At 64.1% G+C, this 19,858-nt stretch carries 21 protein-coding genes; 10 read left to right on the forward strand and 11 right to left on the reverse strand.

Going from position 1 to position 19,858, the window contains the following annotated elements:
* Window positions 1-79: 79 nt before the first annotated feature.
* On the reverse strand, window positions 80-1,390 hold the full coding sequence (gene urtA / locus FJ424_RS09095) for an urea ABC transporter substrate-binding protein (protein ID WP_140652983.1): 1,311 nt from the start codon (window positions 1,388-1,390) through the stop codon (window positions 80-82).
* Between the two features lie 307 nt (window positions 1,391-1,697).
* Between urtA and FJ424_RS09100 the strand changes: the two genes are divergently transcribed.
* Window positions 1,698-2,081: a hypothetical protein gene (locus FJ424_RS09100; RefSeq protein WP_140642919.1), complete on the forward strand. Its 384-nt coding sequence runs from the start codon at window positions 1,698-1,700 to the stop codon at window positions 2,079-2,081.
* Window positions 2,082-2,139: 58 nt separating this feature from the next.
* Here FJ424_RS09100 and FJ424_RS09105 read toward each other — a convergent pair whose 3' ends face one another.
* The 3 genes from FJ424_RS09105 to FJ424_RS09115 form a co-directional block, all read right to left on the reverse strand.
* Window positions 2,140-3,711 (reverse strand): GMC family oxidoreductase, encoded by a 1,572-nt coding sequence (locus FJ424_RS09105; RefSeq protein ID WP_140652981.1) that lies wholly within the window; start codon window positions 3,709-3,711, stop codon window positions 2,140-2,142.
* Window positions 3,712-3,759: 48 nt separating this feature from the next.
* Window positions 3,760-4,308, reverse strand: a complete 549-nt coding sequence (locus FJ424_RS09110; RefSeq protein ID WP_140652979.1) for a gluconate 2-dehydrogenase subunit 3 family protein — start codon at window positions 4,306-4,308, stop codon at window positions 3,760-3,762.
* 79 nt (window positions 4,309-4,387) lie between these two features.
* Window positions 4,388-4,783 carry a VOC family protein gene (locus tag FJ424_RS09115; RefSeq protein ID WP_140642927.1) on the reverse strand — a complete coding sequence of 132 codons (396 nt, stop codon included), beginning with the start codon at window positions 4,781-4,783 and terminating at the stop codon, window positions 4,388-4,390.
* Between the two features lie 340 nt (window positions 4,784-5,123).
* Between FJ424_RS09115 and FJ424_RS09120 the strand changes: the two genes are divergently transcribed.
* Window positions 5,124-5,429 carry a ribbon-helix-helix domain-containing protein gene (locus FJ424_RS09120; RefSeq protein ID WP_140652977.1) on the forward strand — a complete coding sequence of 102 codons (306 nt, stop codon included), beginning with the start codon at window positions 5,124-5,126 and terminating at the stop codon, window positions 5,427-5,429.
* On the opposite strand, the gene FJ424_RS09125 is transcribed toward FJ424_RS09120, so the two are convergent.
* On the reverse strand, window positions 5,426-6,133 hold the full coding sequence (locus FJ424_RS09125) for a purine-nucleoside phosphorylase (protein ID WP_140652974.1): 708 nt from the start codon (window positions 6,131-6,133) through the stop codon (window positions 5,426-5,428). The genes FJ424_RS09120 and FJ424_RS09125 overlap by 4 nt on opposite strands.
* A 77-nt stretch (window positions 6,134-6,210) precedes the next feature.
* On the reverse strand, window positions 6,211-8,793 hold the full coding sequence (locus FJ424_RS09130; protein WP_140652972.1) for an ATP-binding protein: 2,583 nt from the start codon (window positions 8,791-8,793) through the stop codon (window positions 6,211-6,213).
* A 211-nt stretch (window positions 8,794-9,004) separates the two neighbouring features.
* On the opposite strand from FJ424_RS09130, the gene FJ424_RS09135 reads away from it, so the two are divergent.
* Window positions 9,005-9,715 carry a flagellar biosynthetic protein FliO gene (locus FJ424_RS09135; protein WP_140652970.1) on the forward strand — a complete coding sequence of 237 codons (711 nt, stop codon included), beginning with the start codon at window positions 9,005-9,007 and terminating at the stop codon, window positions 9,713-9,715.
* Window positions 9,716-9,832: 117 nt separating this feature from the next.
* Here FJ424_RS09135 and dksA read toward each other — a convergent pair whose 3' ends face one another.
* Window positions 9,833-10,249, reverse strand: coding sequence for an RNA polymerase-binding protein DksA (dksA, locus tag FJ424_RS09140; RefSeq protein ID WP_095765270.1), 417 nt, complete (start codon window positions 10,247-10,249; stop codon window positions 9,833-9,835).
* 248 nt (window positions 10,250-10,497) lie between these two features.
* Here dksA and FJ424_RS09145 point away from each other — a divergent pair, with 248 nt between their 5' ends.
* The 4 genes from FJ424_RS09145 to FJ424_RS09160 all read left to right on the forward strand — a co-directional run bounded on the left by FJ424_RS09145 (window position 10,498) and on the right by FJ424_RS09160 (window position 14,270).
* Entirely contained in the window at window positions 10,498-11,001 is a 504-nt protein-coding gene (locus FJ424_RS09145) for a histidine phosphatase family protein (RefSeq protein WP_140652968.1), read from the forward strand.
* Between the two features lie 63 nt (window positions 11,002-11,064).
* Window positions 11,065-12,537, forward strand: a complete 1,473-nt coding sequence (locus FJ424_RS09150; RefSeq protein WP_140652966.1) for a YcjX family protein — start codon at window positions 11,065-11,067, stop codon at window positions 12,535-12,537.
* Window positions 12,534-13,616: a TIGR01620 family protein gene (locus FJ424_RS09155; protein WP_140652964.1), complete on the forward strand. Its 1,083-nt coding sequence runs from the start codon at window positions 12,534-12,536 to the stop codon at window positions 13,614-13,616. Before FJ424_RS09150 ends, FJ424_RS09155 begins: the two co-directional genes overlap by 4 nt.
* A gap of 99 nt (window positions 13,617-13,715) precedes the next feature.
* Complete coding sequence (locus tag FJ424_RS09160) at window positions 13,716-14,270, forward strand: hypothetical protein (protein ID WP_181175520.1); 555 nt, start codon at window positions 13,716-13,718, stop codon at window positions 14,268-14,270.
* 74 nt (window positions 14,271-14,344) lie between these two features.
* Here FJ424_RS09160 and FJ424_RS09165 read toward each other — a convergent pair whose 3' ends face one another.
* On the reverse strand, window positions 14,345-14,611 hold the full coding sequence (locus FJ424_RS09165; RefSeq protein ID WP_140652960.1) for a hypothetical protein: 267 nt from the start codon (window positions 14,609-14,611) through the stop codon (window positions 14,345-14,347).
* A 366-nt stretch (window positions 14,612-14,977) separates the two neighbouring features.
* On the opposite strand from FJ424_RS09165, the gene FJ424_RS09170 reads away from it, so the two are divergent.
* Window positions 14,978-16,813, forward strand: a complete 1,836-nt coding sequence (locus tag FJ424_RS09170) for a monovalent cation:proton antiporter-2 (CPA2) family protein (RefSeq protein ID WP_140652959.1) — start codon at window positions 14,978-14,980, stop codon at window positions 16,811-16,813.
* A 10-nt stretch (window positions 16,814-16,823) separates the two neighbouring features.
* Entirely contained in the window at window positions 16,824-17,372 is a 549-nt protein-coding gene (locus FJ424_RS09175; protein WP_140652957.1) for a DUF924 family protein, read from the forward strand.
* A gap of 10 nt (window positions 17,373-17,382) precedes the next feature.
* Here FJ424_RS09175 and folK read toward each other — a convergent pair whose 3' ends face one another.
* From folK to folP, 3 genes are read right to left on the reverse strand one after another with little or no spacing between them, the layout of a single operon-like run.
* Window positions 17,383-17,895 carry a 2-amino-4-hydroxy-6-hydroxymethyldihydropteridine diphosphokinase gene (gene folK / locus FJ424_RS09180; protein WP_140652955.1) on the reverse strand — a complete coding sequence of 171 codons (513 nt, stop codon included), beginning with the start codon at window positions 17,893-17,895 and terminating at the stop codon, window positions 17,383-17,385.
* Entirely contained in the window at window positions 17,879-18,238 is a 360-nt protein-coding gene (folB, locus tag FJ424_RS09185) for a dihydroneopterin aldolase (protein WP_140642958.1), read from the reverse strand. Before folB ends, folK begins: the two co-directional genes overlap by 17 nt.
* A gap of 2 nt (window positions 18,239-18,240) precedes the next feature.
* Window positions 18,241-19,095, reverse strand: coding sequence for a dihydropteroate synthase (gene folP, locus FJ424_RS09190; protein WP_140653162.1), 855 nt, complete (start codon window positions 19,093-19,095; stop codon window positions 18,241-18,243).
* A gap of 84 nt (window positions 19,096-19,179) precedes the next feature.
* Between folP and FJ424_RS09195 the strand changes: the two genes are divergently transcribed.
* On the forward strand, window positions 19,180-19,800 hold the full coding sequence (locus FJ424_RS09195; protein WP_140652953.1) for a DUF922 domain-containing protein: 621 nt from the start codon (window positions 19,180-19,182) through the stop codon (window positions 19,798-19,800).
* Window positions 19,801-19,858: the final 58 nt, after the last annotated feature.

Below are 19,858 nucleotides of genomic sequence, written 5' to 3' on the forward strand. Positions count from 1 at the left end.
CCCGGGCGGGTTGAGGAACCTGCCCGGGCAGCGGTCTCGGATCGTGGGGCCACTCCTCGACCCGAAGGACCTGGGAGGATCAGTTTGTGCCCTTGCCGCCGCACTTGCCGGTCTTGACGTTGAAGTTGCCGCAGCTGAGCGGCGCGCGCCAGTCGGAGATCAGGTCCTTGGAATCAGGCAGGTAGTCGGACCATTCGTCACCCATCACCAGGCCAGGCGTCTGCGAGACGGTCTCGAACTGGCCGTCGGCCTGGATTTCGCCGATCAGCACCGGTTTGGTGATGTGGTGGTTGGGCATCATCGTCGAATAGCCGCCGGTCAGGTTCGGCACCGACACGCCGACCATGGCGTCGATGACCTTGTCCGGATCGGTGGTGCCGGCCTTCTCGACCGCCTTCACCCACATGTTGAAGCCGATGTAGTGGGCTTCCATCGGGTCGTTGGTGGTGCGCTTGTCGTTCTTGATGAACTTGTGCCAGTCGTCGATGAACTTCTTGTTCTCGGGCGTATCGACGCTTTCAAAGTAGTTCCAGGCGGCGAGGTGGCCGACGAGCGGCCCGGTATCGAGACCGGCCAGTTCTTCCTCGCCGACGGAGAAGGCCATGACCGGAATGTCTTCGGCCTTGATGCCCTGGTTGCCGAGCTCCTTGTAGAACGGCACGTTGGCGTCGCCGTTGACGGTCGAGACCACGGCCGTCTTCTTGCCGGCCGAACCGAATTTCTTGATCGCCGAAACCTCGGTCTGCCAGTCGGAGAAGCCGAACGGCGTGTAGTTGACCATGATGTCCTCGGCCGGCACGCCCTTCGCTTTCAGATAGGCTTCGAGGATCTTGTTGGTGGTGCGCGGATAGACGTAGTCGGTGCCTTCAAGCACCCAGCGCTTCACCGAACCGCCATCGGCGCTCATCAGGTAATCGACAGCAGGGATGGCCTGCTGGTTCGGCGCCGCACCCGTGTAGAAGACGTTGCGCTCGCTCTCCTCGCCCTCATACTGGACCGGGTAGAACAGAATGTTGTCGAGTTCCGAGAACACCGGCAGCACCGATTTGCGCGACACCGAGGTCCAGCAGCCGAACACGGCCGCGACCTTGTCCTTGGAAATCAGCTCGCGCGCCTTTTCGGCGAAGAGCGGCCAGTTGGACGCCGGATCGACGACCACCGCTTCCAGTTTCTTGCCGAGCAGGCCGCCCTTGGCGTTTTGCTCGTCGATAAGCATCAGCATGACGTCTTTGAGCGTCGTCTCCGAAATCGCCATGGTCCCCGACAGCGAATGGAGGATGCCGACCTTGATCGTGTCTTCAGCCGCCTTGGCGGAAGCCGAGGCTAGCAGGCCGGCAGCGACGACGCCCGCCGACAGGATTTTTGTAATTTTCGCGAAGTTACCCCTCATATGACACACTCCCAAGCGTGATTGTTTGCATCGCAACATACACTGTGCAAGCGACGTGCCAGACGGGAATGCGGTCGACGGAATTTCAGGATAACGAAGAGATTACAGGCGGTTATCCGGTAGCCGGGAAACTTTTCGCATCCACTGCAATGCAGCGGGTTGAGAAAAATTTACGCAATGCTGCCTAGATTTTGCCCAAACGGTAAAAATGCCTAAACTTTCACCATGAGGGCAAAGCCGGGCTGATCAGCCCTGTTGCGGGCCTATGGCAAAATGGGGCAAGGTCGCCGCGCAAACGAGCGACGTCATGGCCCGAACGATCCTGAGTTTCCTGCTTCTTGTCTCCGCCGCCGGCGGCGCTCGCGCCGATTTCACCGATGGCAAATTGCCGGACGGCGCCTATCACTGCGAGGTCTACCTGCTCGGCCTGTTCCTCAATCTCGGCGACATCACCATCAAGGGCAATGTCTATAGTGGGCCGGTGACGTTTGGCGCTTCGGGAACCTATAACTACCAGATGAATCCCAATGGCGAGATCACCTGGCTTGGTCCGCTCGGCGGCTACACCAGCGGCGGCAATTCGATCTCCATGACCCAGGCGACGCTGGACGACCCAAGCGGTCCCTCCTTCGACATCATCATGAAGCAGCAGGACGGTGCCTTCACGGCATCGACCTGCACCAGAAGATAGCCCGCATAAAAAAGGCGCGGAACCCTCACGGGTCCCGCGCCAGCAGGCAGTCGGGAGGTCAGATAGTCTTTGCCGACATCTGGGCTGCGATGTAGTCGGCCTGGCGGATCGCCAGCGTCACGATGGTCAGCGTCGGGTTCTCCGCGGCACCGCTGGTGAACTGGCTGCCGTCGGAAACGAACAGGTTCTTGATATCGTGCGATTGGCCGTGCTTGTTGACGACGCCATCCTCCGGCTTCTCGCTCATCCGGTTGGTGCCGAGATTGTGGGTCGACGGATAAGGCGGTGTCGGGAAGGTCCGCGTTGCGCCGACCGCGGCGTAGAGCGCCTGGCCTTGCTTGTAGGCATGGTCACGCATTGCCTCGTCGTTCGGATGGTCGTCGAAATGGACGTCGGCGATTGGCATGCCGTGCTCGTCCTTCTCATCCTTGTGCAGCGTGATGCGGTTCTCCTCGCGCGGCATGTCCTCGCCGACGATCCACAGGCCCGCCATATGGTCGTAATGGTCGAGCGCCGTGGTGAAGGAACGGCCCCAGCCGCCTGGGTTGAGGAAGGCCGCCATGAATGGCAGGCCAAGCGACAAGGTTTCCATCTCATAGCCGCCGACGAAGCCGCGCGAGGGATCGTGGCGCGCCTCGTCGCGGATGATGCCGGCCATGGTTGTACCGCGATACATGTGCACCGGCTTGTCGAAGATGGCATAGACCGAGCCGGTGGTGTGGCGCATGTAGTTCTTGCCCACCTGCCCGGATGAGTTGGCAAGCCCATGCGGGAATTTGGACGATTCCGAATTGAGCAGCAGGCGCGGGCTCTCGATCGAATTGCCGGCGACCGCGACGATTCGGGCCTTCTGCTCCTGCAGCTTGCCGTCCTTGTCGGCATAGACGACGCCGGTCACCTTGCCGGAAGCGTCATGGTTGATCTTGATCGCCATCGAGTTCGGCCGGACTTCCAGATGCCCGGTCGTCTCGCCCTTCGGGATCTCGGTGTAGAGCGTCGACCATTTGGCGCCCCATTTGCAGCCCTGGAAGCAGAAGCCGGTCTGCTGGCAGGAGTTGCGGTCGTCGCGCTCCACCGAATTGATGGCCATGTTGCCGGTGTGGCACTCCTTGTAGCCGAGTTTGTCGGCGCCGGCCTTGAGCACCTTGAAGTTGTTGTTGCCGGGCAGCCGCGGCCAGTTGTTGGTGCCTGTCACGCCCATCTTGGCTTCGGCCTTGGCGTAATAAGGCTCCATCTCGGCCAGCGTCACCGGCCAGTCCAGCAGGTTCGCGCCCTTGACCTTGCCGTAGGTCGAGGCCGTCTTGAACTCATGTTCCTGGAAGCGCAGCGAGGCGCCCGCCCAGTGCGTCGTCGAGCCGCCGACCGACTTGACGATCCAGGCCGGCAGGTTCGGGAAATCCTTGGCGACCCGCCAGTCGCCAGAGGTGGTGCGCTTGTCCTTCCAGGCAAGCTGGGCAAAGGAATCCCACTCGTCGTTGATGAAGTCCTCATATTCGTGGCGGGCGCCCGCCTCGAGGATGACGACGTCGATGCCTTTCTGCGCAAGTTCGTTGCCGAGCGTGCCGCCGCCGGCGCCGGAGCCGATGATGACGACCACGCCGTCGTTCTTGAGATCAAATGATGCTGCCATGGTTTCCTCCCATGAAATCTGTCGAAATGCGGTTCGGGACAGAGCGGCTCAGAGCCACTCGATGTCGTTGAAGCCGCGCGCGATGTAGCCGCCCTTGGAGTAGGACTCGCCCTCGTAACCGAAGATCGGCCACACCTCCTTCTGGTTGTAGAGGCTGACGACGAGGCCGCCGCGCACCGCCTGGAAGAAGGGCGTCTTCTCGATGCCGGTGAGCAGCGCGACCCGCTCCTCTTCCCAGCCAAGCCCGCGATAGCCGCCCTTGCCGGCCTTCTTGTCGAGCTCGGCGATGCCCTTCTCGATCAGCTCCTTGTGGGCCGGGTCCTTGGCTGCAGTCTCGTCGTGGCCCTTGACGGCAATGGCGTAGTATTTGTCCGGCACCTGGTCGTGCGGATAGATGTCGCGCGCCACCTGGATCAGCGTCGCCATCGTCTCGGGCTTCAGCGCCGAGGTTTCGAGACCCCAGGCGTGTTCGGGGCTGATGACGGCGCTGCCGGCGATGATGAGCAGCGCACCAGCGCCGCCGCGCTTGAGAAGCTCGCGCCGCGAAAGCCCGGCTTTCTTCTCGTAGCCCGGCTTCTTCTCGTAGACTGTAACCATGATTTCCTCCCTGCTTGCTGTTCGCACCCCCTGAGGGAGTGCCGTTGCTGGCGCCGCGCCCCTCCGCGGCGAATATCCCCTATTGGAAGCGCCCTCCCCGCTGCAGGACCTCGATCTTGTAACCGTCGGGATCCTCGATGAAGAAGAAGCGGGCGATCAGCGCTCCGTCGCGGTTGAACTCGACGATCTTCTTCGGATTGAGACCGAGCGCGCCGATCCGGTCGTGCTCGCTGTCGAGATCGGCGACCGAGACAGCGAGATGGCCGTAGCCGTCGCCGAGCGCATAGGGTTCGGTGCGCCCCTTGTTCACCGTCAGCTCCACCTCGAACAGCGAACTGCCATTGCTGAGATAGATGAGCGTGAAGGTCTCGAAATCGAGCCGCTGCGCGATCTCGAGGCCGAAGGCCTTGTTGTAGAAATCGACGGACCGCGCCTCGTCGAGAACCCGGATCATGGAATGGATCGCCTTCGCCAAATCGGTCTCCGCAGCTTCTGGTGCTTACGCAAACGATTATGCGCGCCGGCGAAAAAAGGTGGTGGCAGCCGATTACCACGCACGAAACTGGAAAACGGCTAGTGTCGCTCCAGTTTTAGCTGCATGCTGTCCAAAGGCTGCCGCGGTTTTGGGGACCGGCATGCAGCAAACAAAGGCTTGAAGCGGGGCGCGCCGAAACGGTTTCAAGCGGCGCGCTTCAAGGACGAAAGTCCGATTGCCGTTGCCGGCCATCGGATCGAAAATGACAAACGCAGGCAGTGTTCAAAAAGGCGCCAGCAACTCAATCGGCGCCCAAGACAAACAAGAACGGGAGGTACCGATGTGCAGAGTCTTTGCCGGACAGGATCCGGAAGGCTACCGGCAGATCAACAGGTCGATCCGCATCGACGGCCATTCGACCAGCATCCAGCTCGAGGCGACATTCTGGGGTCTTCTTGACGAGATCGCCGACAGCCAGGGACTGACGACGCCGAAATTCATCTCGAAGCTCTATGACGAGGCGATCGAGATCAACGGCCAGATTCCGAACTTCGCTTCCATGCTGCGCACCACCTGCGCGCTCTATCTGCGGGGCCATCGCCCCAACGCCGAGGAGCAGGCTGCGTTGAAGCAGGAAGCCGCCTAGCTCCCGGCCGCGACTTCGAGCGCCAGCCGGGTCATGTCGGTGAAGAGAGCCTGGCGCTCCGAATAATCGGTCAGCTCGCCGGTGGCGATATGATCGACAACGGTGAGCAGCGACAGCGCTCGCGCGCCGAACTGCGCCGCAATCCTGTAGAGGGCGCTGGTCTCCATGTCGACGGCCAACGCCCCCAGCGCGATCGGCTCGTCGAACCGGGCGCGGCCATCGGGATGGTGGAACACGTCGCTGCAAACGGTCAGTCCCGAGCTGCAGGCGATGCCGAGATCGGCCGCGCGTCGAAGCGCCAGCGCATGCAGCGCCGGATCCGGCCCGGCCGGCTGATAAAGCCCGAAGACTTGCCCACTGATTGCTCCCTCGGCCCGCACCTCGCTGGAGATGACGACGCCGCGCAGGGGCACATCTTCCGACAAACCGCCGCAGGTGCCGGTGCGTATCAGTGTCTTGGCGCCGTAACAATCCAGCAACTCGAAGGCATAGATCAGGAAAGACGACACCCCGATGCCGGTTGCCTGGATGCTGACCGGCTTGCCGCGGAACCGTCCGGTGAAGCCTAGCGCGCCTCTTCGACGGTTCACGCAGCGCGGCGCGTCCAGAAAAGTTTCCGCCAACCATTGGGCGCGCTCGGGATCGCCCGGCAACAGCACCGTTTCGGCATAGTCCCCCCGGCCCGCTTCGATATGCGGCGTCACGCGCTACCATCCCCATGATAGACCCATCCGACGACCATCATGGGCAGGGCTGCCGCAATGTGCAAGCGCTAGCTTCTTTAGGACTCCAGCACGTCCTTGACGATCGTCGCCAGTTGCTTGAGCGAGAACGGTTTCGGCAGGAAGCCGAAATGCGCGTCGGCCGGCAGGTTCTTCGCAAACGCGTCCTCGGCATAGCCCGAAACGAACACGAACTTGATGTCCGGTTGGCGCTTGCGCAGTTCGCCGAGCAATGTCGGCCCGTCCATCTCCGGCATCACCACGTCGGAGACGACGATGTCGACCTTGCCGCCGAGCGCCTCGAACACTTCCAGCGCCTCGACACCGGAAGACGCCTCATGCACGGTGTAGCCGCGCGAGATCAGCGCCCTGACGCCGCCCATGCGCACGGCGTCCTCGTCCTCGACCAGAAGCACGGTGGCCGAGCCGGAAAGATCCTTGGCCGTATCGGCCGGCTTGGTCGGGGCCGCCGCCGCGGCCGGCGCCTCGCCGAGCTCTGCCTGCTTCTTCACCTCGGCGATGTGGCGCGGCAGGAAGATACGGAACACCGTGCCCTTGCCGACCTCGGAATCGCAGAAGATGAAGCCGCCGGTCTGCTTGATGATGCCGTAGACCATCGACAGGCCGAGGCCGGTGCCCTTGCCCACTTCCTTGGTCGTGAAGAACGGCTCGAAGATCTTCTTCAGCACGTCGGGCGCGATGCCGCTGCCGGTGTCTTCGACGTCGACGAGCACATAGTCGGCCGGCGCCAGTTCGCGATAGGCGAAGGACTTGCACTCGTCGGCGGTGACATTGCGGGTGCGCACGGTGAGATCGCCGCCACTCGGCATGGCGTCGCGCGCATTGACGGCGAGATTGACCACCACCTGCTCGAACTGGCCGATATCGACCTTGACCGGCCACAGGTCGCGGCCGTGGTCGATCTTCAGCTTGATGTCGTTGCCGACCAGCCGGGCGAGCAGCATCCTGAGATCGGCCAGAACATCGGTCAGGTTGAGCACTTCCGGCCGCAACGTTTGCTTGCGCGAGAAGGCCAGCAATTGCCGCACGAGCGAGGCCGCCCGGTTGGCGTTCTGCTTGATGTTCATGATGTCGGGGAAGGACGGGTCCGACGGCCGGTGGTTGGTCAAGAGAAGATCGGACGCCATGATGATGGCGGTCAGCACGTTGTTGAAGTCATGCGCGATGCCGCCGGCGAGTTGACCGACCGCCTGCATCTTCTGGCTCTGCGCCATCTGCCCCTCGAGCGCCTTCTGCTCGGTGGTCTCGACCGCGTAGACGATCGCCGATTCCTCGGCGCCTTCACTGCCCGCGCTGTCGGCGACGGCGTTGACGTAGAAGCGGATGTGGCGCTCCTCGTTGCCGGGCAGCACGGAGTCGATCGGCTCGATATTGGCCTGCCGCTGCCGGGCCTTCTCGAAGGCTGTGGCGAAAGCCGGCCGGTCGCGCTCGTGAACGATGGTCTCGAACCGCACCCGCCGGTCGACCGCGTCGCGGTCGACCACGGACGAAAACAGCTGCAGGAACGGGGCGTTGGTGCGCAGGATGCGTCCGTTCGCATCGACGCCGGCAATGGCCATCGGCGTCGAGTTGAAGAAACGGGTGAAGCGAACCTCGGAGGCTCTGAGTTCCGCAGAAGCGTCCTCGCCCTGGGTGCGGTTGAGCACGATCGTGCGGGTCGGGCCGTTCACGCCTTCGCGGCTCGCGGAAACGCGGTGCATGAAGCGTACCGGCAGCGCCTGGCCGCTCATGGTGGTGAGATCGAGGTCGATGACGGCGTTGCGGGTGGTACCGGGGTCGGCTTTGACCGAGCGGACCAGCGCCATGCCGTCGCCGGCGATGATTTCCGGCAGCGTGATGGCGCCCGGCGTGAAGGAGGCAAGGTCGATGCCCAGCCACTCGGCGAGCGTGGCGTTGATATAGGTGACGCGGCCCTCCTGGTCGGCCGAGAAGAACCCGGCCGGCGCATGGTCGAGATGGTCGATGGCTTTCTGCAGGTCGAGGAAGAAACGCTCCTGCTCCGCTCGTTCCTGCGAGATGTCGGCGAGCTGCCAGGCCAGCATCGGCAGCCTTTGCCCGGGCATGCTGAAGGCGCGGGCGCGGGCGCGGTACCAGCGCGCGCCGGGCTCGGCACCCGGCTTGATCGACTGCGCCAGCCGGAACTCGCCGTCGCCGGCCTGGCCGTCGCGCAGGCCCGACGCCAACCGGTAGATCGTCATCGAGGCCTCGGGAACATCCGAAAGCAGCCCTTCGACGGTCTTGAGATCGGCGGCCGAGGCGGCACCCGTCATATCGGCATAGGCGCGGTTGGCGTAGACGACGCGGCCCTTGGTGTCGGTGACCACAAGGCCCTGCGACATCGAGTCGACGAAGGCTTTCGACAATTCGTCGCCGGTCGAGCGCGGCGCGATCTGCACGAAACCGATCGCGGTCGCGAACAGGAAGCCGACGCCGATCATTGCGAGCACGCCGAGCATGCCGAGCAGGAAAGGATCGCCGAGACGCTCGCGGAACAGTCCGAAGACGATCGCGGCGCCGGTCAAGACGACGATGAAGACGATGAGCCTGGTGACGGCGCCCGGACGCGTGTTCTGGTCGACGATCGGTACCGGATAGAAATCGCCGCGCGCTTCCTTGGCCATGTTCCCCCTGCTCGTGATTCCGGTGTCCGACGGGCGCGGACGGCCGGTTGAATCACATTCTCCTGTAACGGAAAAGGCCCCGGCGGCAAATGTCCGATAAAATCAACGATTCATGTTTCAAACTGTTCACGATAGGTGATGTGAACTTGCGGTCGCTGGTCCCAACGGTCTAGTGTCCCCTCACTTCAAAGATGGCGATTGGGGTGCACTGATGCAGTGGCTGGATAATGTAGCGGGCCCGGGTTACGTCGCTGCAATCCTGTGGACGGTAGCGGCCCTCATCCTGCTGGTTGTCGTCCTGCTCGCCATCAAGGTGGTCCGCAACCTGACCTTCGGCACCTTCGTCGCCGGCGGCAGGAACCGCAAGACGCGGCTTGCCGTGATGGATGCCACCGCTGTCGACAGCCATCGCCGGCTTGTCCTGGTGCGCCGCGACGACATCGAGCACCTGATCTTGATCGGTGGGCCGACCGATGTCGTGGTCGAGCGCGACATCAGGCTGGCGGCGCCGCGCCGCCCGGCATTGACGGGCGACGGCGGTCAGCAGCAGACAGGAGCTGCGCAACGCCCGCGCGCGCCGCAACCGGCGCCCGCCCCCGCCAGGCCGCCGGCGCCGCCTGCCGCCCAGCCGGCTGCCGCCACACATCCGCGCGCGCCGGCGCCCGCGCCCATCAAGCCGGCGGCGCCGAGCCAGCCGACGGCCAAGGTCATGCCGCTGCCTGGCTACGGGACGACGAACGGCAGCACCAGATATGCGCCACCGCCCTCAAACGACTCCATCGACGCCACGCTGATGCACGAACTCGAGACCTCTCTCGACGACCAGCATTCCCAGCCGGCAATCGCCAAGCCCGCGGCCAAACCTTCGCTCGATGACGAAATGACCAAGCTCCTTGGCGAGTTGGGCAGCCACAAGCGCTGACCGGCCACCGGCGCAAGCGAGCCTCTTCACGCCCCTGTCGGCAAAGACAAATGGGGCGCTGAAAAACAAATGGCCGGAAATCCCGGCCATTTTCGATGTTCTTGCCCAGCTAGATCGTCAGTCGTCGCGATAGACCTTCTCGCGACGCTCGTGGCGCTCCTGCGCCTCGATCGACAGTGTCGCGATCGGACGTGCGTCGAGCCGCTTCAGCGCGATCGGTTCCCCGGTCTCCTCGCAATAGCCGTAGGTGCCTTCGTCAATGCGCTGGAGCGCGGAGTCGATTTTCGAGATGAGCTTGCGTTGGCGATCGCGGGCGCGCAATTCGATGGCGCGGTCGGTTTCGGAGGAGGCGCGATCGGCTAGGTCGGGGTGGTTGGCGTTTTCCTGCTGCAGGATTTCGAGGGTTTCGCGCGCTTCGCGGAGAATGTCGTTCTTCCAGGTGATAAGCTTTTGACGGAAGTACGATTTTTGCCGTTCGTTCATGAACGGCTCGTCTTCGGAGGGTACGTAATTGGCGGTAACGATATCGTTCATTCGACTCACCCAACAACCCCAAATTTGGCGCCTATATATTCGGGGACAAGAGCCTGCACAAGCGCTATCGGCGACAGTTTCACGCAATTGTTAGTCACGCATCGGCAGCCCGCGCGATGACTTTGTTTCAACGGCACAAAACGAATTCGCACATGATTCGTTGCAGTTGCTGGCGCCGGCCATTGTGCATGACTTGGTTCTGGTGACTAATCGCGCTTTGCCAAGAAGGCGGCGTCACGGGGGTCCGGTTGAGCAGACTTTATCTGTTGCGGCATGCCAAAGCCGGCTGGGCGCTTCCCGGCGTGCGCGATTTCGACCGCCCGCTCGACGAATCGGGCATGGCCGATGCCGAAGCGATCGGAGAGGCCATGCGGGCCCGCACCTACGTGCCGGACGTCACCCTTTGCTCCAACGCCAAGCGGGCGAGGCAGACGCTGGAAGGCCTGGCGGGGCGCACCGACACCGGCCGGGTCCTGTTCTTCGACACGCTCTACAGCGAGGATGCGGCCGGCTACCTCGACATCATCCGCAAGAATGGCGGCGCCAACTCGCTGCTGGTGATCGGTCACAACCCAATGACCGAAGACCTGGCCATGGCGGTGTCCGGAGATGGCGAGCAGGCGGCGCGCGGCATGATGAATCACGGTTTTCCGACCTCCGGCCTTGCCGTGGTGCGCTTTCCCGGCAACCTTGCCGAAGCGGCGCAGGGCAACGGCTATCTCGAAGCCTTTCTCACGCCCGCCGACCTCTGAGGCCATTTCAAACGCGCGGTCCAGGGCCTATATCGGGCGCTGACGCGCAACCAGAGGCCTGATTTGGCATCATCGCTGACCAATTTCACCGACGAGGCAAGGATTGCGCTCGACACGTTGTCGGGCCGCGCCGCCGGGCTCTTCTCTCCGTCATTGCGTCTTGGCGTCACCGGCCTTTCCCGCTCCGGCAAGACGGTGTTCATTTCGGCCCTCGTTCACAATCTCATCCATGGCGGACGCCTGCCGCTCTTCGAAGCGCAGAAATCCGGCCGCATCGCCCGTGCCTTCCTCGAGGAGCAGCCGGACGATGCCGTTCCGCGCTTCCAGTATGAGGATCATGTCGCGGCTTTGGTGAACGACCGCGTCTGGCCGGACTCCACGCGCGCCATCTCAGAACTGCGGCTCACCATCGAATATGAGTCGGCTTCGGGCTGGAACCGGTTGTTTTCAACCGGAAAACTATCCATCGATATCGTCGACTATCCTGGCGAATGGCTGCTCGACCTGCCGCTGCTTGGCAAATCCTTTGCCGACTTTTCGCGCGAGGCGGTCGAACTGGCCGCCCTGCCCGCCCGCTCGGACCTGTCGCAGGCATGGCGCGAACTGGCCTCCGCCATCGATGCCGATGCCGACGCCGACGAGATGACGGCGCGGCGACTGGCTGAAAGCTTCGCTGCCTATCTCAAGGCCTGCAAGCTCGACGAACGCGCGCTGTCGACGCTGCCGCCCGGCCGTTTCCTGATGCCGGGCGATCTCGAAGGCTCGCCGGCGCTGACCTTCGCGCCGCTGATGACGCTGTCGCAAGGCCGGCCGCGCTCCGGATCGCTGCAGGCCATGATGGAACGCCGCTACGAGGCCTACAAGACGCATGTCGTCAAACCGTTCTTTCGCGAGCACATCGCCCGCCTCGACCGGCAGATCGTGCTGATCGACGCCATGCAGGCGCTGAATGCCGGACCGGCCGCCATGGCCGATCTGGAGCGCGCCGTCACCGAGATCCTGTCCTGCTTCCGGCCCGGGCGGGGCAATTTCCTCACCGACTTCTTCTCGCGCCGCATCGACCGCATCCTGGTCGCCGCGACCAAGGCGGACCATCTGCACCACGAAAGCCATGACCGGCTGCAGGCGATCGTGCGCCGGCTGACCGACCGCGCCGTGGCGCGCGCGAATTTCAGCGGCGCCGCCGTCGACGTCGTCGCCATGGCCGCGGTTCGCTCGACCCGCGAAGGCACGGTGAAGCAGGGCCGCGAGACGCTGCCCGTCATCATCGGCGCCCCGCTGAAGGGCGAGAAGATCAATGGCGAGACATTCGACGGAAAGACCGAAACCGCCATATTCCCGGGCGATTTGCCGGAAAAGATCGATGCGGTGTTCGACAATTCCGGACCGCCGCCCGACAGCACCGAACCGGCGATCCGCTTCGTGCGTTTCCGCCCGCCGAAACTCGAACGCACCGCCGAAGGCGTCACGCTGTCCTTGCCGCATATCCGGCTCGACCGCGCGCTGCAGTTCCTGATCGGAGATCATCTGGCATGACCGCGCCCCGCAAACCGGCGGCCTTCCGCATCGAGCCCGAGACCGAGGCACCGCCGCAACCACAGCGAAACCGCGTCGCCGAGGAGCAGCCGGCGCGCAGGCCACGTGCCGCGCGGGCTGATGTGGCGGTCGTGATCCCCTCGGAGGTCGATGTCTTCGACGAGCCGGACATCGAGGCTGCCGTCCCGCCGCCGGCGACGGCGCCGAGAAGGCGCTCGCTGCTTGCCCGGCTGTTTCTCGGTGCTCTGAGCGTGCTCGTCTCGCTGGCGGTCGGCCTGTGGGCCGACCGGCTGATCCGCGACCTGTTCGCGCGCGCCCAATGGCTTGGCTGGCTGGCGGCCGGCATGGCGGCGATTGCGCTGCTCTCGCTGCTCGTCATCCTGGTCCGCGAATTCCTCGCCATCGCCCGCCTGGCCGAAGTCGAAAAGATGCAGAAGCGGGCCCTGGATGCCGTGGCGCGCGACGATCCCAAGGCGGCGCGTGCCTTGGTCGACGAACTCTCGGCCTTCGTCGCGGCAAAACCCGAGACCGCCGCCGGGCGCCGCTCGCTCGCCGAATTGCGCAGCGAGATCATCGACGGCGCCAATCTGGTGCGGCTTGCCGAGACCGAGATCCTGTCGCCTCTCGATGCCCGCGCGAAAATCATGATCCTCGAGGCCGCGAAGCGCGTATCCCTGATCACGGCCGTCAGCCCGCGCGCTCTGGTCGACATCGCCTATGTCGTGTTCGAGGCCGGACGCCTGATCCGGCGGCTCTCCGAACTCTACGGCGGCCGCCCAGGCACGCTCGGCTTCTTCCGGCTGGCGCGCGGCGTGCTCGCGCATCTGGCGGTGACCGGCTCGATCGCGGTGGGCGACAGTTTCGTGCAGCAGATCGTCGGCCATGGCCTGGCCGCAAAACTCTCGGCAAAGCTCGGCGAAGGCGTGGTCAACGGCATGATGACGGCGCGCATCGGCATCGCCGCGATGGAAACCGCCCGCCCCTTGCCGTTCATCGCAGTCAAGCGCCCCGGCCTCGGCGATTTCCTCTCGGCGCTGACGTCGTTCGCGGCGCGAAAGAACAGCCAAGACGACCGATAAGGTAAACGCGTGACCCGCCGCGGGTGACGAAGCATTAACCAATCTTCTGCATGGTCAGCGCGGTCCCAAGAATAGACTCTTTCGTGCCGGGTGTCGTCGATGAGAAGCGTAATCCTGTCCTGCGTCCTGCCTGCCACCATTGCGATTGCCGCGCCGCTCGGCCTCGTGGAAAAGGCCTTTGGCGCAGAGCCGGACAAGCAGTTTTTCCGCTCCGTCGAAGGCAGATGGGTCGGCCCTGGCGAGATCATCGCCGGCAAGTACAAAGGCACCAAATTCACCTGCGATTTCAATGGCTCGACGCCCGCCAGCAAGCTCGGCATGACGCTTGACGGCGGCTGCAGGGTCGGCGTGTTCACGCAAAAGATGTCGGCCAGCGTCGAACGCAAGGGGCGCGATGGTTACAGGGGCACCTTCATGGGCGGCTCGACCGAAAGCGGCATGGACATTGTCGGCGGCAATGTCGTCGACGCCCAGAAAGTCGTCTTCACCATCAACCGCAAGCAGTTGAACGGCGTCATGCAGGCGCGTGTCCCCGACGGCAATTCGATGACCGTGACGGTGGCCGTGCGCGTCAACAATCAGCTGGTGCCGGTGATCGGCATGAGCCTGAAGCGCATCGATCCGGTCGAAGTCGGTGCCATCGCCAAGAACTGATCCGGCGCGCCAACATCTGCAAGAAAAGGGCGGCGGCCGCGTGACCACCGCCTTCGCATTGTCGATGGTTGAGTTCAACCCTTGATGGTGGCGGTCAGCTCGTCATAGGCCTTGCAGGCTTCGTCGAGCGTCGTCGCGCCCTGATATTTGGTCGTCACGGCCTGCACCTTGGCGGTCAGATCGGCCGCCTTGCCCGGATCCTTGGTGATGGCTTCCTGGAGCGCGGCGGCCATGTCCTGCGCCTTCTTGGCAGCGATTTCCTGCGTGCATTCCGGCCCCTTGGAGCAAGCCGAACCGGCCAACGCCGCAACACCGACGGCAACGAGCAAAAACTTCTTCATATCAATCATCTCCTCAAAAAGGCAGCCGCCCATCGCCGCTGCCTCCGATGGCCGAAGCCGAACGTGCCATAACCTCTGATTGTGGCGTTACGCAACGACCGGGCCGTGTCAACTTGTGTAACGCGGTTGCAACAGGCGTTCGCCGCGGAACCTGCTGCTTCGTATCCTACGGCGTGCCCCTGCTCTTCCAGCCAGTTTCCGCGCCCTTGCCTCTCGCTCCCGGGGCATGCAAGGAGTGCTTCTGATGCATGTCGCCCAGAAGTGTGCAGCGGTTCTGGGACAACGACATGCATCAAATCAAAAACCTAAAGCGCGTCGCCTGAATCCGTTTCAGAGGGACGCGCCTTAGAGAACGGGATGACAGGCATGGCAGTTGAGGCGTCGAGCAGCGATCTGGTGCAGGTGGTGGCGCTGCTCGCCGCGGGCGTCGTCGCCGTGCCGATCTTCAAGCGCATGGGGCTGGGCTCGATCCTCGGCTACCTCGCCGCCGGCGTGGTCATCGGCCCCTTCGGCCTGCGCATCTTTTCCGAATCGGAAGCGATCCTCCACGTCGCCGAGCTCGGCGTCGTCATGTTCCTGTTCATCATCGGCCTGGAGATGCAGCCGTCGCGGCTCTGGGGGCTGCGTCGCGAGATTTTCGGCCTTGGTGCCTTGCAGGTCGGCGTCTGCGCCGTGCTTCTGACGCTGGTCGGACTGGCCGGAGGCTTTCCCATCGCGCAGTCCTTCGTCGCCGGCGCCGGCTTCGTGCTGACCTCGACGGCGATCGTCATGCAGCTGCTCGAGGAGCGCGGTGAGATCGCCACGCCGAAAGGCCAGCGCATCGTCTCCATCCTGTTGCTCGAAGACCTGATGATCGTGCCGCTCCTGGCGCTGGTCGCGTTCCTCGCGCCCGGCGGCGCCGAAACCAGCCTTTCGGAGCGACTGACCGAGGTCGGCATCGGCATCGCCGCGATCGTTGGACTGGTCGTGGCCGGCCGTTACTTGCTCAATCCGCTCTTCCGCATCCTGGCCGACGCCCGCGCCCGCGAAGTCATGACCGCCGCCGCGCTTCTGGTGGTGCTGGGATCGGCCCTGGCCATGCAGCTCTCCGGCCTGTCGATGGCGATGGGCGCCTTCCTTGCCGGCGTGCTTCTGTCGGAATCGACCTTCCGCCACCAGCTCGAAGCCGATATCGAGCCGTTCCGCGGCATCCTGCTCGGCCTGTTCTTCCTCGCCGTCGGCATGTCGCTCGACCTTGGCGTCGTCGCCCAGAACTGGCGGCTCGTCGCCATCTATGTCGTCGCCTACATGGTCATGAAGGCGGTCGGCATCTACACCGTCGCGCGCATTCTGAAGAGCAGCCACCGCGAGGCGCTCGAACGCGCCGTCTTCATGGCGCAGGGCGGTGAGTTCGCCTTCGTGCTCTATTCGTCCGCCGCCGCGGTCGGGATCATCGATGGCCAGGCCAACGCCACGCTGACCGCCATCGTCATCATCTCCATGGTGCTGACGCCCTTGGTGATCATAGCGCTGCGCTACCTGACCCCGCGCGACGAGCAGTCCCTCGACGGCGTCGACATCGCCGACGGCCTCACCGGCAGCGTGCTGATCATCGGCTTCGGCCGTTTCGGCCAGATCGCCAGCCAGCCGCTTCTGCTGCGCGGGATGGACGTCTCGATCATCGACAACGAGGTGGAGATGATCCAGGCGGCGGCCGATTTCGGTTTCAAGGTCTATTACGGCGACGGCACGCGGCTGGACATCCTGCATGCGGCCGGCGTCGGGCGCGCCCGCGCCGTGCTGATCTGCGTCGACAAGCCGGATGCCGCCGTGCGCATCGCCCAGTTGATCAAGGCCGAATTCCCTCTGGTCACCATCCTGGCGCGCGCCTTCGATCGAGGCACGGCGCTGCAGCTCGTGCGGGCCGGCGTCGACTATCAGCTGCGCGAAACCTTCGAATCGGCGCTGGTCTTCGGCGGCTCCGCGCTAGAGGCGCTGGGCGTCGATCCGGAAGAAGTCGCCGAGGTCATCGAGGATGTGCGGCGCCGCGACGAAGCGCGCTTCGAGACGCAACTGGCCGAGGGCGTGCGCGCTGGCCAGCGTTTCCTCAAGGGCAATATCGGCACGCCGATCCCGACGCCGCTCACCCAGCCGCGCCGCGCCGGCCGAGCGTTGAACCAGGAAACGGCCGTCGTGCTGAACCAGGCAGAGACCAAGAACTAAGGGGCAACGCATGGCAGAACTCGATCCGTGGGCGCTTTCGGTCACCAAATTCTGGCGCGATGGCGGCGAGGACGCCTGGTTCGAGAAGAACGACGCCTTCGACACGGATTTCCGCAATCGCTTTTTGGAGCTGCATTACGCCGCCGCGCGGCGCGAATGCGACCATTGGAATGCGCATGCCGAAGGGTCGCTGGCGCTGATGATCCTGCTCGACCAATTCCCGCGCAACTGCTTCCGTGGCACCGGCCACATGTTCGCGACCGATCCGCTGGCGAGATACTTCGCCGACAAGGCAATCGCCGCCGGTCAGGACCTGGAACTGGAAGAACTGGTTCGCGTCTTCCTCTATTTGCCCTTCGAGCATTCCGAATTGCTGGCCGACCAGGAACGGTCAGTGCAACTCACAACCGCCAAAGCGCCCGACTACCTCAAATACGCCGAAGAGCATCTGGAGATCATCCGGCGCTTCGGTCGCTTTCCGCACCGCAACCGCATGCTTGGCCGCGCGACGACCGCCGAGGAGCAGGCATTTTTGGACGGCGGCGGTTTTTCCGGCTAACCAGTCGGTTTTACCCAAGCCACCATTCGCGGCCGGACGGCAGCCGCTCGATACCGGAAATATCGACGGCGCCGAGCCGCTCCGACACGCTCCTGCCGCCGACCGAAAGCCCTGGCGCGATCTCCGCCAGCGGCGCCAGCACGAAGGCGCGCTCCAGCATGCGCGGATGCGGCACTTCGAGCCCGGTCTCGTGGATCACTCGGTCGCCGAAAACCAATATGTCGATATCGATCAGGCGGGGCCCCCAGCGCTCCTCGCGCACGCGCTTCAACCGCCTCTCGACATCGAGGCAAAGGTCGAGCAGCGCGCGCGGCGAGAGAGCCGTCTCGATCGCGGCGGCGGCATTGAGGAAATCCGGCTGGTCGAGCTTGCCCCAAGGCGGCGTGCGATAAAGCGAGGAGACGGCGGTGACGCGCGTCGCGTCGTCGCCGTCCAGTATGCGCAATGCCGCGCCCATGGACTTCGCCGGCTCGCCGAGGTTGCCGCCGAGACTGAGGTAGACAGCGCTATTCTGGCCAGACAACGGTCACCTCGACATAATCGAGCACGCCGGGCACCGGCGCGTTTGGTTTGCGCACGGTGATCTCGGCCTTCCTGATCTGCGAAAACCTGGCCGTCAGCGCCTTCGCGACCTCCAGCGCCAGCGCCTCGATCAGGAAGCGGCGGTGTCCGGTCACGATCTTCTCGATGACCGCGAAGGCGACGCCGTAATTGACGGTATCCTCGATGGAATCCTCCGTCAGCGGACGGCTGGGCTCGACCGTCAGCTCGGCATCGACATAGAAACGCTGGCCAAGCGTCTCCTCCTCGTCCAGCACGCCGTGGCGGGCGAAGAAGGCGCAGTTCTTCATACGGATGACGTACATGATCAGTGTCCGGGAGGAAGCTCGGTTTCGCGTTGAAGCATAGCATCGGTCACCGCCAGCGCATCCACGTTGATTGCGACATCGTGGACGCGAAACAGGTCGGCTCCCTTCAAGCGCAGGATGACGCTGGTGGCAGCCGTGCCGGCTGCCCGTTCGGCGGGCTCGCGCCCGGTCGCGGCGCCGATGAAGCGCTTGCGCGAGGTTCCGGCCATCAACGGGTAGCCGAGCGCCCGGAGCTCGGAAAATCGCGCCATCAGGTCGAGGTTTTCCTCCGCCGTTTCCTTGGCGAAGCCGAAGCCGGCATCGAGCACGATCTGGCTGTCGGCGACATTGCCGGCGCGCGCGATCTCAAGCGATCTGCGCAGGAAAAGCAACTGATCCTCGATCACGTCGGGCGATTTGTGCCGTTCGCGCCCGGTATGCATGATGACGAGCCCGGCCCCGGTCTCGGCGGCGACGCGCGCGATGCCCGGCTCGCGCTGCAGCCCCCAGACGTCGTTGACGATATGGGCGCCGGCGGCGACGCCAAGCCGCGCGGTTTCCTCGCGATAGGTGTCGACCGAAATCAGCGCCTCGCCGGAAGCGGCGAGCGCCGAGATGATGGGCAGCACGCGCGCCTGCTCTTCCTCGGCCATGATCGGGGCGAAACCCGGCCGCGTCGACTCTCCGCCGACGTCTATGACGGCGGCGCCCTCCTTCACCATACGGCGCGCCTGCTCCAGCGCCTTTTCAGGCGCGATGAACAGGCCGCCGTCCGAAAAACTGTCGGGCGTGACGTTCAGGATGCCGACGACGACCGCCTTCGGACCGAGGTCGAGATAGCGCCCATGCGCCAGCTGCCATCGCCTTGTCGTCATCATCCATCAACCATGCGTGATCCGCGCGAAATCAATTCCGTTGCGCTGGTGACGGCCCTAAAGCAAGGTGCGTGAAGAGGCAATATGATGAACCGATCCCTTCTCTGCGCCCTGATGCTCGCTTTGACCGCCACGCCGGCGGGCGCGGCCAACCTGGTCAAGACTTACAGCTATTTCAGCGTCGGCGGCCGCACGCTCGACGATATCCAGAACCAGCTGTCGAGAAACGGCCCCAAGGTGAAGAGCACCGGCTCGCGGCATCCAGGCGCCACGCAGATGGCCTTCACCACCCGCATCAGCTACGCGCAGGGCGCGGACTCTTGCCGCATCACCGATGCCGCCGTCACCGTGAAGGTCAAGGTGATCCTTCCCGAATGGCGGCGCCCGCGCAAAGCCGATCCCGACGTCAGGCTGTTCTGGGACACGCTGTCGGCCGACATCAAGCGGCATGAGGAGCGCCATGTCGAGATCGCCAAGAATCATGCGCGCGCGCTCGAGGATGCGTTGAAGGCCGCCCCCGTGCAGAAGACTTGTAAACAGGCGAAGGCCAAGGCCGCCGCGATCCAGGCAGCCGAGCTCGCCAGGCACGATCAGGACCAGTTGCGCTTCGACCGCGTCGAGAGCGTCAATTTCGAAAGCCGTATCCTTCGGCTGATGCGCTACCGCATGGAACGCGTCGAAGCCGGCCAACTGCCACCGCCTTGACTTGAGAGCCAGCCCATCCCGGGCCAATTTCGTCCAAGCATGGTGCCAGACTGGAAAA

Origin of the sequence: Mesorhizobium sp. B3-1-8, assembly GCF_006439495.1 — a bacterium.
Lineage (GTDB): Bacteria > Pseudomonadota > Alphaproteobacteria > Rhizobiales > Rhizobiaceae > Mesorhizobium.

Coding starts and splice junctions, on each gene's coding strand:
- urtA (WP_140652983.1), bottom strand. CDS start 1,390: ATGAGGGGTAACTTCGCGAAAATTACAAAAATCCTGTCGGCGGGCGTC.
- FJ424_RS09100 (WP_140642919.1), top strand. CDS start 1,698: ATGGCCCGAACGATCCTGAGTTTCCTGCTTCTTGTCTCCGCCGCCGGC.
- FJ424_RS09105 (WP_140652981.1), bottom strand. CDS start 3,711: ATGGCAGCATCATTTGATCTCAAGAACGACGGCGTGGTCGTCATCATC.
- FJ424_RS09110 (WP_140652979.1), bottom strand. CDS start 4,308: ATGGTTACAGTCTACGAGAAGAAGCCGGGCTACGAGAAGAAAGCCGGG.
- FJ424_RS09120 (WP_140652977.1), top strand. CDS start 5,124: ATGTGCAGAGTCTTTGCCGGACAGGATCCGGAAGGCTACCGGCAGATC.
- FJ424_RS09130 (WP_140652972.1), bottom strand. CDS start 8,793: ATGGCCAAGGAAGCGCGCGGCGATTTCTATCCGGTACCGATCGTCGAC.
- FJ424_RS09135 (WP_140652970.1), top strand. CDS start 9,005: ATGCAGTGGCTGGATAATGTAGCGGGCCCGGGTTACGTCGCTGCAATC.
- dksA (WP_095765270.1), bottom strand. CDS start 10,249: ATGAACGATATCGTTACCGCCAATTACGTACCCTCCGAAGACGAGCCG.
- FJ424_RS09155 (WP_140652964.1), top strand. CDS start 12,534: ATGACCGCGCCCCGCAAACCGGCGGCCTTCCGCATCGAGCCCGAGACC.
- FJ424_RS09160 (WP_181175520.1), top strand. CDS start 13,716: ATGAGAAGCGTAATCCTGTCCTGCGTCCTGCCTGCCACCATTGCGATT.
- FJ424_RS09165 (WP_140652960.1), bottom strand. CDS start 14,611: ATGAAGAAGTTTTTGCTCGTTGCCGTCGGTGTTGCGGCGTTGGCCGGT.
- FJ424_RS09170 (WP_140652959.1), top strand. CDS start 14,978: ATGGCAGTTGAGGCGTCGAGCAGCGATCTGGTGCAGGTGGTGGCGCTG.
- FJ424_RS09175 (WP_140652957.1), top strand. CDS start 16,824: ATGGCAGAACTCGATCCGTGGGCGCTTTCGGTCACCAAATTCTGGCGC.
- folB (WP_140642958.1), bottom strand. CDS start 18,238: ATGTACGTCATCCGTATGAAGAACTGCGCCTTCTTCGCCCGCCACGGC.
- folP (WP_140653162.1), bottom strand. CDS start 19,095: ATGACGACAAGGCGATGGCAGCTGGCGCATGGGCGCTATCTCGACCTC.
- FJ424_RS09195 (WP_140652953.1), top strand. CDS start 19,180: ATGATGAACCGATCCCTTCTCTGCGCCCTGATGCTCGCTTTGACCGCC.